Below are 15,569 nucleotides of genomic sequence, written 5' to 3'. Positions count from 1 at the left end.
CGAACATCATTTTCTATCATTTACAATTCATCAAAACCGCAGGTTTAAGCTTGTGTTTACTGCCTGACACCGCTACCATGACTTCTGACAGCGCAATCATTTCACAAGGACATACCATGGAACAGCAAAAAAATGACACCCCTCGCATCGTTGCCATGCGCGTGGTGCCGGTCGCCGGCCGCGACAGCATGCTGCTCAACCTGAGCGGCGCCCACGGCCCCTACTTCACCCGCAACGTCGTGATCCTGACCGACAGCGCCGGCCACACCGGCGTTGGCGAAGTGCCCGGCGGCGAGAAAATCCGCCAGACACTGGAAGACGCCCGCAGCCTGGTGTTGAACCAGCCGGTCGGCAATTACAACGCCATCCTCAACGCCGCACGCAAGGCCTTCGCCGACCGCGACGCCGGCGGCCGCGGCCTGCAAACCTTCGACCTGCGCATCGCCATCCACGCCGTCACCGCGCTGGAAGCCGCCCTGCTCGACCTGCTCGGCCAGTTCCTCGGCGTGCCGGTTGCCGCCCTGCTCGGCGAAGGCCAGCAGCGCAGCGAAGTGGAAATGCTTGGCTATCTGTTCTATATCGGCGACCGCAAGGCCACCGACCTGCCCTACGATGAAGCCCCCGGAGAACAAGACGACTGGCTGCGCCTGCGCCATGAAGCCGCCGTCACGCCGGAGGCCGTGGTGCGCCTGGCCGAAGCTGCCTATCAGCGCTACGGCTTCAACGACTTCAAATTGAAAGGCGGCGTGTTCCGCGGCGAAGAGGAGATCGAAGCCGTCACCGCGCTGCACGAGCGCTTCCCGCGGGCGCGCGTGACGCTGGACCCGAACGGCGGCTGGCTGCTGAAGGACGCGATCCGCCTGTGCCGCGACCAGGGCGACGTACTGGCCTACGCCGAAGACCCGTGCGGCGCCGAAAACGGCTATTCCGGCCGCGAAGTGATGGCCGAGTTCCGCCGCGCCACCGGCCTGCCGACCGCCACCAACATGATCGCCACCGACTGGCGCGAAATGGGCCACGCGATCCAGCTGCAATCGGTCGACATTCCGCTGGCCGACCCGCACTTCTGGACCATGCAGGGTTCGGTGCGCGTGGCGCAGATGTGCCACGAATGGGGCCTGACCTGGGGCTCGCACTCGAACAACCACTTCGACATCTCGCTGGCCATGTTCACCCATGTGGCCGCGGCGGCGCCGGGCAACATCACCGCCATCGATACCCACTGGATCTGGCAGGACGGCCAGCATCTGACCAGGGAACCGCTGCGGATCAAGGGCGGCATGGTGCAGGTGCCGCAGAAACCGGGCCTGGGGGTGGAAATCGACCTGGACGCCATCGAAGCGGCGCACCAGCTGTACCTGAACATGGGCCTGGGCGCGCGCGACGACGCGGTGGCCATGCAGTTCCTGATCCCCGGCTGGAAATTCAATAACAAGATGCCTTGCATGGTTCGATAAAAACACAACGGAACGATCAAGGAGACGATCATGAATACAGCAATTCCAGCGGCCGCGCAGGCCGCAGCGGCGCCCACCGTTCTCGATGGCGCGGTCGAGAAAGTCAAATGGCGCATCCTGCCGCTGTTCGTGGTGATGTTCATTGCGAACTACATCGACCGCGTCAACATCGGCTTTGTGCGCGCGCACCTGGAGAAGGACCTGGGCATAGGCGCGGCGGCCTTCGGCTTTGGCGCCGGCGTGTTCTTCCTGGCGTATGCGCTGTTCGAGGTGCCGTCCAACATCCTGCAGCAGCGCTTCGGCGCCAAGGCCTGGCTGACGCGCATCATGGGCAGCTGGGGCGTGGTGGCCACCGGCATGGCTTTCGTGCAGGGCGAAACCTCGTTCTACATCATGCGCTTTTTGCTGGGCGTGGCCGAAGCCGGCTTCTTCCCGGGCGTGGTGTACTACTTCACCCAGTGGCTGCCGAACCGCGAGCGCGGCAAGGCGATGGCCATCTTCCTCAGCGGTTCCGCGCTGGCGTCGATTCTGTCAGGGCCATTGTCGGGCGGCCTGCTGCAGATCGAGGGCGGCGGTTTTCACGGCTGGCAGTGGATGTTCATCATCGAAGGCCTGGCCTCGGTGGTATTGTGCTTCATCGTCTGGTTCTGCCTGGACTCGCATCCCAGGGACGCCAAGTGGCTGAGCGAGGCCGAACGCGACGCGCTGGCGGCCGTGATCGACGCCGAGAAAAAGGAGCGCGACGCCAGCAAGCCGAAAAACGCCAGCATGCTGTCGCTGCTGAAGGATGGCCGCATCGCGCTGTTCTGCTTCATCTACTTCGCGATCCAGCTGACCATTTACGGCACCACGTTCTGGCTGCCGTCCATCATCAAGAAGATGGGGCACTTCTCGGAATTCCAGGTTGGGCTGTTCAACTCCATCCCGTGGATCATTTCGATCGCGGCCATGTACATGTTCGCGGCGCTGGCGCAGCGCTACCGCAACCAGCAGGCGTGGGTGGCGGTGGCGCTGATCGTGGCGGCGTGCGGCATGTTCGCCTCCACCACCGGCGGCCCGGTGTTCGCGTTCGTGGCGATCTGCTTCGCGGGCCTGGGCTTCAAGGCGGCGTCCTCGCTGTTCTGGCCGATTCCGCAGGGTTACCTGGACAGCCGCATCGCGGCGGGCGTGATCGCGCTGATTAACTCGCTGGGAAATCTGGGCGGATTCGTGGCGCCAGCCACCTTCGGCTACCTGGAGCAGAAGACCGGCTCCATCCAGGGCGGCCTGTATGCGCTGTCGGCGGCGTCGGTCCTTGCGGCGGGACTGGTATTCCTCACCCGCCGCAAATCTTAATCCTGCGCCAGCGGGCGGACGTACTCCAGCAGACTGACCAGCGTCTTGCCCGGCTCCTCGAACTGCACCAGATGCGCGGAGTTCTCGAACCAGACGGCGCGCTTGTAAGGCGCCTGCACCTTGGCCAGCCAGGCCGCCGTCGGTTCGGATGGGGTGGTGTAATCGTGCCGTCCCATGAACATCAGCACCGGCACCGGAAACTTCGTCACCGGCTTGAAATCCACCTGCAGCCATTCGTTCAACACACGGTCCAGCGTCAGCAGGCTGCCCTGATCGATGGCTTTGACAGCCTTGTCGTCATACTCCGGCGACAGCAGCGGCGCGTTGAAGTAATACGCGAAATCGCCACGATACGCCGCCAGCCCGCCATAATGCTGCGCCCAGTTCCGTTCGATCACGATACGCTCGCGCGTGATCGGCGTATCGCCGGGGTACGGCGCAATCGATTCCAGCTCGCCGATCGCCTTGCCGTTGTGTTCCCTGCGCGCCTGCGCCAGCGCAAAGTCGAAGCTGAGCTTCTCGTTATCGCGCATGCTGATCACCTGCCCGATGCCGACGTAAGCATGGAACAGCTCAGGATGTGCCAGCACCGCGCGCATGCCCACCACCGTACCCCAGCTGTGGCCGACCAGAATCACCTTGCGCTTGCCATAGCGCTTGCTGACGGCGCGGGCAATCTCCACCGCATCGTCGACGAACTGGCCGATGCGCAGCGTCGGCCGCACCACTTCGGGATCGGTCTCCAGATAGGTGCGGCCGGCGCCGCGCTGGTCGTAATTCACCACAGTGAAGTACTCTTCCAGCGGACGCTGGTACATCCACATGGTGGGCGCGCTGGGCGAGGCCGGGCCGCCGTGCACGAACAGCAGCACCGGGTTGCGGCGGTCCTGGCCGCGCGTATAGATCCACTGGTCGATGCCGCCGATGCGCAGCTTGAAATTCTCCTGCACGCCGTTGGGCGCGACGATCCTGCCGACATCGGCGATGATGTCCCTGCCGGCCGGTTCGGCCGCGGCGGCCGTGCCCAGCGCCGCCGCGACCAGCATGATTGCCAGCGCCAGCCGCCTCATTTCTTGCGGTTGCCGTGCACCATCTGGCGCGCCTGCTTGCGCAGCAGCGCCTGTTCCCAGCGCGCCTTCTGCTCCTCGGTGTGCGGCACCAGGGTCGGCACCTTGACCGGCTTGCGGTCGCTATCCACCGCGACCATGGTGAAGTAACAGCTGTTCGCGTGACGCACCAGGCGCTGCTGGATGTTCTCGGTCACCACGCGGATGCCGACTTCCATCGATGAGTTGCCGGTGTAATTGATCGAGGCCAGGAAAGTCACCAGCTCGCCCACGTGGATAGGCTGCAGGAACATCACCTGGTCCACCGACAGCGTCACCACATAGCTGGCGGCCCAGCGGCTGGCGCAGGCGTAGGCCACGCTGTCGAGGAATTTCAGGATGGTGCCGCCGTGGACGTTGCCTGAGAAGTTAGCCATATCGGGCGTCATCAGCACGGTCATGCTCAGCTCATGCGCCTCCCAATTCATCGGTTTTTCCATGTTTGCTCCGGAGGTTATGTTTGCACCATGCTAGCCGCTAAAGCCGGCATTCGCAATTACTAAACAATAGTTGTATGCTTTGCGCTTACTTTGGAAGGAGCGCTCATGAAATGGAAAGTCCTCGCCGCCGGCCTTGCGCTGGGCCTGACCCTGACTGCGCAAGCCGCCGTCACGGCGGACCAGGTGCAGACCTTCACGCTGGCCAACGGCATGAAGTTCATCGTCCTCGAATCGCACGGCATCCCCAACGCCAATATGTACACCTTCTGGAAGGTGGGTTCGCGCAACGAGGCGCCCGGCATCACCGGCCTGTCGCACTTCTTTGAACACATGATGTTCAACGGCTCCAGGAACTATGGGCCGAAGATGTTCGACCGCACCATGGAAGCCAAGGGCGGCGCCAACAACGCCTACACCAGCACCGACCTGACCGTGTACCAGGACTGGTTCCCCTCCACCTCGCTGGAAACCATTTTCACGCTGGAGAGCGACCGCATCGCGCATCTGACCATCGATCCCAAGATGGTGGCCAGCGAGCGCGGCGTGGTGCTGTCCGAGCGCAGCACTGGGCTGGAGAATTCCAACATGCGCATGCTGCGCGAGGAAGTCAACAGCGTCGCCTTCCTCGCGCATCCGTATTCGTGGTCGGTGATCGGCAACGAGTCCGACATCAAGGCGTGGACGCAGGAAGACCTGGAGCACTACTTCCGCACCTACTACGCGCCCAACAACGCGGTGGCGGTGATCGTCGGCGACGTCAGGGCCGATGAGGTGAAGAAGCTGGCCACCCGATACTTCGGCGGCATTCCGAAACGCGCCGCGCCGCCGGCCGTGCGCACCATCGAACCGCCGCAGAAAGGCGAACGGCGCGTGTTCGTCACCAAGGAATCGGCCACCTCGGCCAACCTGGCCATCGCCTACAAGATTCCGCGCGCCGACAATCCCGACTTCTATGCGCTGGAAGTGTTGCAAAGCCTGCTCGCCGAAGGCAAGACCTCGCGCCTGTACAAGGCGCTGGTGGAAAAGCAGCTGGCCACCCAGGTCGGCGCCAGCAGCCTCGATGGATTCGATCCCGGCCTGCTCTACCTGTCGGCGGTGGCCACCGCCAAGACCGAACCGGCCGTGCTGGAAAAGGCGCTGCTGGCCGAGGTGGACAAACTGGTCAAGGACGGCGTCTCCGACGAGGAACTGCAAAAGGTGAAGAACCAGAAGCTGGTCAACCTGTACCGCGAGCAGGAAACCATCAACGGCAAGGCGCAATCGCTGGGCACCTATGAAGTGTTCTTCGGCGACTACCGCAAAATGTTCGACGCCCCCGCCGCCTACGCAAAACTGACGCCGGCCGACATCCAGGCCGTCGCCGCCAAATACCTGAAGAAATCGCAGCGCACCGTCGGCGTGCTGGCCGCGAAGGAGGATTGATCACATGCGCAACACCATCATTGCCGCCGCCCTGCTGACCGTCGGCGTGGCCCACGGCGCCGAATTCCGCCTGCCCGAATTCGACACCATCACCTTGCAGAACGGCCTGACCGTCTACCTGATGGAACGGCACGACGTGCCGCTGATCTCCGTGCGCGCCGTGGTGAAAGCCGGCGCCGTCAACGACGGCGGGCAGCCCGGCCTGTCCAACCTGACCGGCGACGGCCTGCTGCTCGGCACCAAAGCGCACGACAAGACCGCCATCGACAACGCCTTCGACTACCGCGGCGCGCGTCTGGCCGGCGGCGCCGGCACCGAGGCCAGCACCGTGCAGGCCAACTTCGCCCGCGCCGACAGCGCCGTACTGCTGCCGCTGTTCGCCGAAATCGTCCAGCAGCCCAGCTTCGACGAGGCCGAACTGACCAAGCTGCGCGACCGCAAAGTCAACGGCTTGAAACAAGCCAAGGAAGCGCCGCGCAACGTGGTGCAGAACTACTACCGCGCCATGCTGTTCGGCGACAGCCCGTATGGCATTCCGCCCGGCGGCACCGTCAGCAGCGTCGGCGCGCTGAAACGCGACGATGTGCAGGGCTACTACCAGCGCTACTATCGTCCGGACAACGCCGCCATCATCGTGGTGGGCGACTTCCAGAAAACCGACATGCGCCAGCAGATCGAATCCCTGTTCGGCGCCTGGAAAGCCAGCGGCCCGGCGCCGGCGGCGCAGGACAACGGCAAGGTCAAGGCCGACAAGGCGCGCGTCTGGCTGGTCAACAAACCGGACGCCATCGAGACCACCTTCCTGATCGGCGGCGCCGGCATCGCCCGCAACGACCCGGATTACGTGCCGCTGCAGGTGATCAACACCGTGCTGGGCGGGCGCTTCACCTCATGGCTGAACGACGAACTGCGGGTCAACTCCGGCCTGACCTATGGCGCCAGCAGCCAGTTCGCCACACTGTCGCAGACCGGCACCTTCGCCATCAGCAGCTTCACCGCGCTGCCGAAGACCGAAGCGGCGCTGGCCCTGGCCAACAAGACCTACCAGCGGCTGTGGGACCGGGGTATCGACAAGGCCACGCTGGAATCGGCCAAGGCCTACGTCAAAGGCCAGTTCCCGCCGCGTTACGAAACCGGCGAACAGCTGGCAAGCCTGCTGGGCGACATGTACGCCAACCAGGTCGGCCGCGCGCAGATCGACCACTTCACGCGCGACGTCGACAGCCTGACGCCCGAAAAAGCGCAAGCGCTGATCGCCCGGCACTACCCGCGCGACAACCTGCAGACGGTGTTGATCGGCAAAGCCGACGCCATCCGCGACATCGCCAAAACCTGGGGCGACGTCACCGAACTCGACATCGCCGCCGACGGCTTCCGCTAAAAAAGTCGGGGTCAGAGCCTGTCGGCGATTTCGGCGGTGATACGGGGACAGGCGGTGAGGACGGCTTGCAGCGGCTCCCAATCGGGCGGGGTCTGGCTGAGTGCCAGCTCGGCCCGCTGCGACAACGCGGCCAGGAGGTCGGCGCCGACCGTGCCGGCCAAGCCTTTCAGGGTGTGGATGACGGGCAGCGCGGCGCCGCAATCCCGGCGTTCGCGCGCGCTGTGCAGCTGCGCCGCCAGCCGTTCGGCTTCGGTGACGAAGCTGCGCAGCGCGATCTGGTAGACCGATTCCAGACCGCCCAGCCGCTTCAGCGCCGCCGCGGTATTCAGCCCCGGTGCGGGCAGCGCGGCGGGACTCTCTTCCGCCGTCTCTCGACCGGGTGCGCCGCCCTCCGACAGTATCGGCGCAGTGCCGGCGTCCGCGTTCGCGCCAGCGCGCCCGGTGTGGACGAGAATGACCGCCACCAGTTGATCGAGGTCGAACGGTTTGCCCACATGGTCGACCATGCCGGCGTCCAGCGCGGCGATGCGGTCGGACTGCATGACGTTGGCGGTCATGGCGACGATCGGTGGCGCGGTGTTGCCGAGCTGCTCCAGGATGGCCGCCGTGGTCTGGTAACCGTCCATTTCCGGCATCTGGATGTCCATCAGGATCAGGTCGGGCAGCGGTCCGGAGCGGCACAGCGCGCCAATCGCCATCTGCCCCGAGCTGGCCACTTCCATTTGCGCGCCTTCGCTGCTCAGCAGTTCGCTGGCGACCTGCTGGTTGGCCGGGTTATCGTCCACCAGCAGCACGCGCAGGCCGGCCAGCCGCCGTTGCGTCGGCTGCGCCGGCCGTTCCGGCGGTTTGCGCTGTTCCAGGCGCGCATCGGCCACGGCGTCGAACAGCATCGAGGCCGTCACCGGCTTGACGACGAAGCCATCCAGCACCGACGCGACTTCCTTCTGCCGCCGCGCCAGCAGTTCGCGGTCGTGCGCGGTGACCATCACGATCAGCGGTGTCTTGCCTGCCGGTGTCAGCTCGCGGATGCGGCGGCTGGTTTCCCAGCCGTCCAGGGTCGGCATGCGCCAGTCGATGAACACCACGTCGTACGCCTTGCGCTGCCGCAGGCGTGCGGCGATCAGGTCCAGCGCTTCGTAACCGCTGCCGGCGACGTCGGCGCGCCAGCCGAACGAGGCGGCCATCTCGCGCAGCACCGTGCGCGCCACCGGGTTATCGTCCACCACCAGGCAGGACAGGCCGCGCATGGCGGCCGGCGGCGTCGCCGTGCTGGCCGGCTCGGGCTGCTCGGCCGCGACGCCCAGCTCGATCGCGAAGTCGAACACACTGCCCTGCCCCAGCTGGCTGCTGACGCGCAACGCCCCGCCCATCAGCCGCACCAGCCGCTGACTGATCGCCAGCCCCAGCCCGGTGCCGCCATAGCGCCGCGCGGTCGACGCTTCGGCTTGCGAGAAGCCGTCGAAAATATGCTCGCACTGGTCGGGCGCGATACCGATGCCGGTGTCGCGGATCGCAAACGCCACCATCAGTTTGTCGTCGCTGCGGGTCAGCACCTGGGCCGAGACCACCACTTCGCCGCGCTCGGTGAACTTGATGGCATTGCCGGCCAGGTTGAGCAGCACCTGCTGCAGCCGCAGCGCATCCCCCACCACCGCCGCCGGCAGCGAGGCATCCATGCGGAACAGCACTTCGATGTCTTTGTGGCCGACATTGGCCGACAGGATCACCGCCAGATCGCGCCACAGCTTGTCCAGCCGGAACGGATGTGGGTCCAGCGCCAGTTTGCCCGCCTCCACCTTGGAAAAATCGAGGATGTCGTTCAGCAGCCCCAGCAGGGCGCTGGCCGCCGCGTGCGCCTTGTCGACGTAGTCCTGCTGGCGGCCGTTCATCGCGGTCTGGCGCAGCAGCTGCAACATGCCCAGCACCGCGTTCATCGGCGAGCGGATTTCATGGCTCATGTTGGCGACGAAGTCGGACTTGGCACGGCCGGCCTGGATGGCGTCCTCCTTGGCGCGCAGCAGTTCGTCGTGGGCGGCGCGCAATTCGGTGCTGTCGGTGCTGCTGCCGACCCAGCTCACCACCGCGCCGCCGCCATCCTTTTGCGGCAGCGCGTGGTTGTCGAACACGCGCCATACGCCGTCATGGCGGCGCAGGCGGCAGTCGCAGCGGAACTGGCGTCCGTCCGCCAGCGCCTGGCGCCAGGCGGCGCGCACGGTGTCGATGTCGTCCGGATGGATCACGCGCGACCAGTCGCCGGTGGCCAGCAATTGCGCCGACGGCACGCCGCTGAACGCTTCCCAGTGGTGGCTGAGGAAATCCAGGCGCAGGTCGGGGGTCGCGGTCCACACCATCTGCGGCAAGCCCTCGGTCAGCGAGCGCCAGCGCGATTCCGAGGCGGTCAGCCGCGCCAGCGAATCCTGCAGCGCGCGGTCGGTTTCGCCCAGCGTGCGCAGCACCTGGTACTGCCGCTGCAAGGCATAACGCACGCCGACCAGCAGAGCGCCGGACAAGCCGACCAGCAGGATCAGGAAGATCGAGGCATTGCGGATTTCCTTGTGCCACGGCGCCAGGAAGTCTTCGCTGGCCAGCCCCACCACAACATATACCGGATACGCGCCCACCTTCTCCACGCTCAGCGTGCGCTCGCGGTTGTCGCGCGGACTGACCACCGTATAACTGGCGCGCTTCTGCCGGCCGTCGAGGATGGCCTGAGTGGCGGGGTTGACGCGGATGACGGAGCCGAACTTCATGTCGGCCGCTTCCGGGTAGCGGTGCAGCACGCGCTTGCGGTCATCCAGCAGCACGATGGAGCCGTGCGCGCCGATATTCAGCTGGGAAAACGCTTCCGTAAGGCGCGAGCTGTTCATCAGCACATAGGCGGCGCCGCCGTAGCTGCCGTCGGCCCTGGTCAGCGGGTAGGCCAGCGGCAACACCCATTCGCCGCTGATGCGCGACTGCACCGGGATGCCGAAGATCAGTTCATGCTCGCTCTGCAAGCGCGGATAGAATTCGCGAATGCTGAGGTCCTGCGGATTGGCGGGATCGACCTGCTCGCCGTAAATCACCATGCCTTGGGCATTGGCGCCGCGCACGGCCTGCGCATGCGGCAGCCGCTCCTTCAGCGAACGCAGGTAGGCGCTGAAGACCTCGTCGCTGAAACGGTGTTCCTGATGCAGGGTACGGAACTCCAGGTCTGCCCGCCGCATGGCCAGATCGACCTCGAGAAAGTGCGATTGCAGGTAATTTTCCAGCGTGATGGCGAGATTGCGCGAGGTTTCCTCGGCGGTCGCGTAATAGCGTTCCCGACTTTTGTTCAGGACATGGAATACTGCGAGCGAAACTATCAGCAACACCAGAACTACGGCAGTCGCCAATACACCGAACAATTGGCGAAACTTTTGCAGCGTGGCAAATCTCATGGCAGCGGAGGCCCTATAACGTTGCTGACTTGGCTAATACATTACAGCAAAAAAAACGCCCCACAGGAGCGTTTTTTTTCATAAACCCTGGCTGATGATGTCGGCCAGCGACTCGCGGCCCTTGTCGCTGATGTCGTAACCGCCGTCGGGGCGGGGAATGATGTGGGATTTTTTGCCCAGGAACAGCGCGACGTCCTGATCGATGTGACTGGCCGGATCGGCCTCGATCGCGCGCAAGCCCAGCACGCAACGGCGCAGGAATAGGGTTTCCTCGCCCTTGTCGGTGAGGCTGATGCGGCCGTTACGGGCGATGCTGATCAGCTTGAGGCCGGACAGCCGCTTGCTGTTGCGGCCCACACACGCACTGACGCGGTCGCCCTTGATGCCGCGCTTGATTTCGTTGAGGGCGTCGTACTCGTCCTGCGTGAATTTTTCGTTCTTCATTGCCATTTTTTCCATAAGAGACTGCTGCGGCCCTCATGGTACGCGCCCGGCGGGGCGATGGCAAATCCGGAACGTTTATTGCAGGACGCGGATCAGCAGCCAGGCCAGGCCGATGCTGGCGAAGGCGGCGAGGCAGAGCATGGCCTGTACACGCTTCTCGCTCAGGGCGATGCTGCGGCGGCCGAGATAGATTTTGTTGTGCAAAGAGTTGCCCATGATGCTCTCCGTGACAGGTCCGATGACATGACTAAATTATAGAAAACACTGCATGACCTGATTGTGACGGCGAGCACAAATAACAAAAAAAGTATCCACCGAGCAACATGAGCACAATACGCTCCAGAGTCAAGGATACTTTACCGTCCGTTGCACGGAACGGACGGTACGCTGGCGCACACAAGCACAGCAATATTTACATTTTGATAGGTGGCTTGGGCGGCGCCGGCTCCTCGATCGGCGCGTGTTCGGGTGGCGGCGGCGAATTGTCGGGCGGCGGTTCTTTTTCCGGCAAGGGTTGCGGCGGCGGATCGTCCGGATCGGGGGTGATGTGGGCGTAGTAAGTCATGCTGCTCTCCTTTTTGAACTTGCTTTCAGTGTTGGGGAAGCGCGGCGAGAAACAAGGCGTCAATGCGTCCCTGCGTGCGTTGCCGCACGCAGTCTGCCGCCAGGTTTTTGCCCCACTGTACAATGGCGTTTTTCTGTCCCGCGCGGATCACCCGATGAGCACACCACTGAACGATGACGAATACGATCGACTCGACGACCTGCTGGCCGCCATGGGGCCGCAGAGCATGGATGTGGCGAAGCTGGAGGGTTTTCTGACCGCGCTGGCGGTCGGTCCGGCCGAGGTCGCAAGGGATGTGTGGCTGCCCAGGGTCTGGGGCGGCGAGGGCGGCAGCGACGAAGCCGCCGCGCTGGTGCTGCGCCATCACGACTACATGCGCGTCTGGATGGCGAAGGACCCGGACAGCTTCGAACCGATTTACGCATGCGGCGGCACCTGGACCGCCGAAGCCTGGAGCGAAGGGTTTGTCGAGGGCATGCAGCTGGCGCAGGAAGCATGGGCGCCGCTGCGTGCGCAACAGCCGGCGCTGCTGGCGCCGCTGGAACGCAAGGGCGACAACTGGGTCGGCAAGCTGCCGCTGGCCGTCATCCAGATCAACGCCTTCTTCCACACACCGCAACCGAAAGCGGCCAAGGTCGGCCGCAACGATCCCTGCCCTTGCGGCAGCGGCCGGAAATACAAGAAGTGCTGCGGCGCCTGAGGGTTATTTGCCGTTGATGATGTCCTTCAGCAGCACAAAGGTTTCGTGCTGGATGGCGGACTCGTTGGCCTTGAATTCTTGGTCGGCCTTGACGTAGGCCGGTTTCTTCAATTCGGCCGCTTCGGCCGGGGTTGGCTTGGGCAGCGTCGGATACAGCTGCGGCGCGCTGTTGTAGGTGTCATGCAGCACTTTCTGGCCGTAGCTGGACTGGTAGTACTTGGTCATTTCCAGCGCGGTTTCGGTGCTGAGCAGTTTGGCCACCGGCGTCGCCAGTCGGGTATAAACGGTTTCCGGCGGCAGCGCCTTCACCTTGGCCATCACCTGCTCGCGCTGGGCCGGCGAGGCGTACTTGCTCATGCCGGCGGTCATGCGCATCATTTTCTCGGCCTGCATTGCGGCCATCAGGTCGTGCGCGGCCTTGATCTGGGCGGCGTCGGGATTGGCCGTGGCGGCGTGCGCGGAACCGGCCAGCAATGCGGCGATCAGGAAGGCGGCGGGTGTTCTCATCTTTGCTCCTTTGGTAATTTTTCTTGAATTCTATTACCAATACCGAAGAAGCGGCCACACAAATAAAAAAGCTCCCTGGCGGGAGCTTTTTTACTGAATATTGGCGGAGAGGGTGGGATTCGCCTACATCCTGCAGGCCGCCCTCGCGCGAGTACGCGCGAGTCTTCGAATCCCACGCGCGAGCTGCGCTCGCTCCTCTCCGGTCCGGAAATAAAAAAGCTCCCTTGCGGGAGCTTTTTTATTGAATATTGGCGGAGAGGGTGGGATTCGAACCCACGGATGGTTTGCACCATCGCTTGATTTCGAGTCAAGTACAATCGACCACTCTGCCACCTCTCCTGGTGACGCATTTTTTCTTACAACCGCACATTGGCGGAGAGGGTGGGATTCGAACCCACGGATGGGTTGCCCCATCGCTTGATTTCGAGTCAAGTACAATCGACCACTCTGCCACCTCTCCGTTTTCCCACGTGCTGCTGCGAGAAGGCAAGATTATAGCAGGCCTTCAGGAAAATGGAAGGGTGAAATTACACTTTCAAATGCGTTTGTCCGCCCATGTACGGACGCAGCACTTCCGGGATTTCCACCGAGCCGTCGGCCTGCTGGTAATTTTCCAGCACGGCGACCAGGGTGCGGCCCACCGCCAGGCCGGAACCGTTCAGCGTGTGCAGCAGTTCCGGCTTGCCGGCGGCGTTGCGGAAGCGCGCCTGCATGCGGCGCGCCTGGAACGCTTCGCAGTTCGACAGCGAGGAAATTTCGCGGTAAGTGTTCTGCGCCGGCAGCCACACTTCCAGGTCATAGGTCTTGGCGGCGCCGAAGCCCATGTCGCCGGTGCACAGCGACAGCACGCGGTACGGCAGGCCCAGGCGCTGCAGGATGGTTTCGGCGTGGCCGACCATCTCGTCCAGCGCGGCGTAGGACTGGTCCGGATGCACCACCTGCACCATTTCGACCTTGTCGAACTGGTGCTGGCGGATCATGCCGCGGGTGTCGCGGCCGTAGCTGCCCGCTTCCGAGCGGAAGCACGGGGTGTGCGCGGTCATCTTCAGCGGCAGGCTTTCGGCGGCGACGATCTCGTCGCGCACGATGTTGGTCAGCGATACTTCCGAGGTCGGGATCAGGTAGAAGGTTTCGCCCTCGCCTTCCGCGCCGCCCTTCTTCACCGAGAACAGATCGGCCTCGAACTTCGGCAGCTGGCCGGTGCCGTACAGCGAATCGGCGTTGACCATGTACGGGGTATAGCACTCGGTGTAGCCGTGCTCGTCGGTGTGGGTGTTCAGCATGAACTGCGCCAGCGCGCGGTGCAGACGGGCGATGCCACCTTTCATCACCGAGAAGCGCGAACCGGTCAGCTTGGTCGCGGTGTCGAAGTCCAGGCCCAGCGCGGCGCCGACGTCGACGTGGTCTTTCACCTCGAAATCGAAGCTGCGCGGCGTGCCGACCTTGCGCACTTCGAGGTTGCCGCTTTCGTCGTTGCCGACCGGGACCGACTCATGCGGCAGGTTGGGGATGGTTTGCAGGAATTCGCCGAGGCGGGTCTGCAGTTCGCCCAGTTTGACTTCATTGGCCTTGAGCTCGTCGCCCAGGCCAGCCACTTCCGCCATGACGGCCGAGGTATCCTCGCCCTTGCCCTTCATCATGCCGATCTGCTTGGACAGCGAATTGCGCTTGCCCTGCAGTTCTTCGGTGCGGGTCTGGATCGCCTTGCGCTCCGACTCGAGGGCGTTGAAGGCTTCCACGTCGAGCTGGAACTTGCGGGTCGCCAGGCGCGCGGCCACGGTGGCGATGTCTTTACGGAGAAGTTGGATATCAATCATGGGAACGAAAGCCGTTTGTATCGAAAACGTCAATTGTACCAAGACGAGACCACTTCCTTGCGAGTTTTAACAGCCCGCCGGCTGGCGGACATTACAGGGCGGCTTTTTCAGCGGCGGTCAGGCGTTTGGCGCTGACGGTCACGCTCGGCATGCTGCTGTCGGCCTTGGCGATCACGGTCGTGATGGCGGCCGGCGCCAGCGCTTCGGCGCGGTCGTTGGCGGCCGAGGCGTAGCTGGTGGCGGCGCCGATCACGGCGGCGGCAACGAAGATGACTTCCATATGTTTGGCGATGTTCATGATGTTCTCCTTCGGGTGTCGGTTAAGAACTGCTGCGGTATGGTGATACTGTATCCAAAGGCGCTCCGGGCCTCCACCGGCTTGCGATGAAGCGCAAAAAACGGCGGCTGAAATGCGAAAAACCGGCAGGCAACGACATGCAGGACGCCGCCATCAGCCCGCGTAGGATTTCTCCTACGCAACTAATCGTGCGCCATGCGCCGATTGAAATTTGTACTATGTGCTCAACAGTACAAACCACAAGGAGAAAAAAATGAAGACCAAGATGCTGAAACTTGCCGCGGCCAGTGCCGCCGTGCTGCTGGCGGCGGGCTGCTCGACGATGGGCGGCGCCGGCTCCAACGCCAACGAACCGCCGCCGCCGCAGAATCCCAACTTCGCCGCCGCGATGAACCAGTTTAACGGCCAGTTCCCGAACGACAAGGCGACCAAGTACGAGGAAGTCTCGCTGAACTATAACAACGCGCAGAAGCTGGATGAGCGCGGCAATTGCCACGACATGTCGAAGTACCCGGTGGTGATCATCCTGACCCTGGACGCGCAGGGCAAGGTCACCAAGACCATCACCGACGTCGAGAACAAGAAAGCCCAGTGCTTCCGCGACGCCTACGCTTCGGCGCAGCTGCCGCCGCCGCCGTTCGCCCCGTACCAGAAGCCGATCCGCCTGCGCTAAGCGCG

At 63.7% G+C, this 15,569-nt stretch carries 15 protein-coding genes and 2 tRNA genes; 6 read left to right on the top strand and 11 right to left on the bottom strand.

The genetic code is table 11. The features are described 5' to 3' along the window. Positions 1–116 precede the first annotated feature (116 nt). Both gudD and E4L98_RS26440 read left to right on the top strand, forming a co-directional pair. Positions 117–1,457 (top strand): glucarate dehydratase, encoded by a 1,341-nt coding sequence (gudD, locus tag E4L98_RS26445; RefSeq protein WP_205746839.1) that lies wholly within the window; start codon positions 117–119, stop codon positions 1,455–1,457. A gap of 30 nt (positions 1,458–1,487) precedes the next feature. Beyond that, the gene (locus tag E4L98_RS26440; RefSeq protein ID WP_135204519.1) at positions 1,488–2,792 is read left to right on the top strand and encodes an MFS transporter; all 1,305 of its coding nucleotides are present in this window, start codon (positions 1,488–1,490) and stop codon (positions 2,790–2,792) included. On the opposite strand, the gene E4L98_RS26435 is transcribed toward E4L98_RS26440, so the two are convergent. Continuing rightward, positions 2,789–3,838 carry an alpha/beta fold hydrolase gene (locus E4L98_RS26435; protein WP_229257590.1) on the bottom strand — a complete coding sequence of 350 codons (1,050 nt, stop codon included), beginning with the start codon at positions 3,836–3,838 and terminating at the stop codon, positions 2,789–2,791. The two genes, E4L98_RS26440 and E4L98_RS26435, sit on opposite strands and share 4 nt — an antisense overlap. A 20-nt stretch (positions 3,839–3,858) precedes the next feature. Continuing rightward, the gene (locus E4L98_RS26430) at positions 3,859–4,338 is read right to left on the bottom strand and encodes an acyl-CoA thioesterase (RefSeq protein WP_229257589.1); all 480 of its coding nucleotides are present in this window, start codon (positions 4,336–4,338) and stop codon (positions 3,859–3,861) included. Positions 4,339–4,443: 105 nt separating this feature from the next. Between E4L98_RS26430 and E4L98_RS26425 the strand changes: the two genes are divergently transcribed. After that, entirely contained in the window at positions 4,444–5,760 is a 1,317-nt protein-coding gene (locus tag E4L98_RS26425) for a M16 family metallopeptidase (protein WP_135204517.1), read from the top strand. Positions 5,761–5,764: 4 nt separating this feature from the next. After that, positions 5,765–7,141 (top strand): M16 family metallopeptidase, encoded by a 1,377-nt coding sequence (locus E4L98_RS26420; protein WP_135204516.1) that lies wholly within the window; start codon positions 5,765–5,767, stop codon positions 7,139–7,141. An 11-nt stretch (positions 7,142–7,152) separates the two neighbouring features. On the opposite strand, the gene E4L98_RS26415 is transcribed toward E4L98_RS26420, so the two are convergent. The 4 genes from E4L98_RS26415 to E4L98_RS30235 all read right to left on the bottom strand — a co-directional run bounded on the left by E4L98_RS26415 (position 7,153) and on the right by E4L98_RS30235 (position 11,569). After that, the gene (locus tag E4L98_RS26415; RefSeq protein WP_229257588.1) at positions 7,153–10,494 is read right to left on the bottom strand and encodes a response regulator; all 3,342 of its coding nucleotides are present in this window, start codon (positions 10,492–10,494) and stop codon (positions 7,153–7,155) included. Positions 10,495–10,638: 144 nt separating this feature from the next. Continuing rightward, on the bottom strand, positions 10,639–11,004 hold the full coding sequence (locus tag E4L98_RS26410) for a hypothetical protein (RefSeq protein WP_135204547.1): 366 nt from the start codon (positions 11,002–11,004) through the stop codon (positions 10,639–10,641). 75 nt (positions 11,005–11,079) lie between these two features. Continuing rightward, a complete protein-coding gene (locus E4L98_RS30240) occupies positions 11,080–11,220 on the bottom strand; it encodes a hypothetical protein (RefSeq protein WP_167761458.1) in 141 nt (46 codons plus the stop codon). Between the two features lie 196 nt (positions 11,221–11,416). Further along, positions 11,417–11,569 carry a hypothetical protein gene (locus E4L98_RS30235; RefSeq protein WP_167761457.1) on the bottom strand — a complete coding sequence of 51 codons (153 nt, stop codon included), beginning with the start codon at positions 11,567–11,569 and terminating at the stop codon, positions 11,417–11,419. Between the two features lie 154 nt (positions 11,570–11,723). Here E4L98_RS30235 and E4L98_RS26405 point away from each other — a divergent pair, with 154 nt between their 5' ends. Then, a complete protein-coding gene (locus E4L98_RS26405; RefSeq protein ID WP_135204514.1) occupies positions 11,724–12,269 on the top strand; it encodes a UPF0149 family protein in 546 nt (181 codons plus the stop codon). Between the two features lie 3 nt (positions 12,270–12,272). On the opposite strand, the gene E4L98_RS26400 is transcribed toward E4L98_RS26405, so the two are convergent. The 5 genes from E4L98_RS26400 to E4L98_RS26380 all read right to left on the bottom strand — a co-directional run bounded on the left by E4L98_RS26400 (position 12,273) and on the right by E4L98_RS26380 (position 14,891). Continuing rightward, positions 12,273–12,776, bottom strand: a complete 504-nt coding sequence (locus E4L98_RS26400; protein ID WP_135204513.1) for a DUF2059 domain-containing protein — start codon at positions 12,774–12,776, stop codon at positions 12,273–12,275. 249 nt (positions 12,777–13,025) lie between these two features. Then, a tRNA-Ser gene (locus E4L98_RS26395) sits at positions 13,026–13,115 on the bottom strand. Positions 13,116–13,146: 31 nt separating this feature from the next. Beyond that, positions 13,147–13,236 (bottom strand) — tRNA-Ser (locus E4L98_RS26390). Positions 13,237–13,303: 67 nt separating this feature from the next. After that, entirely contained in the window at positions 13,304–14,593 is a 1,290-nt protein-coding gene (gene serS / locus E4L98_RS26385) for a serine--tRNA ligase (RefSeq protein ID WP_135204512.1), read from the bottom strand. Between the two features lie 91 nt (positions 14,594–14,684). Beyond that, entirely contained in the window at positions 14,685–14,891 is a 207-nt protein-coding gene (locus tag E4L98_RS26380) for a hypothetical protein (protein ID WP_135204511.1), read from the bottom strand. Positions 14,892–15,144: 253 nt separating this feature from the next. Between E4L98_RS26380 and E4L98_RS26375 the strand changes: the two genes are divergently transcribed. After that, positions 15,145–15,564, top strand: coding sequence for a hypothetical protein (locus tag E4L98_RS26375; protein ID WP_135204510.1), 420 nt, complete (start codon positions 15,145–15,147; stop codon positions 15,562–15,564). The last annotated feature ends 5 nt before the right edge of the window (positions 15,565–15,569 follow it).

The organism is Duganella callida (genome assembly GCF_004614165.1).
Classification (GTDB): domain Bacteria; phylum Pseudomonadota; class Gammaproteobacteria; order Burkholderiales; family Burkholderiaceae_D; genus Rugamonas; species Rugamonas callida.
This window is presented reverse-complemented; position numbering and strand designations above follow the sequence as displayed.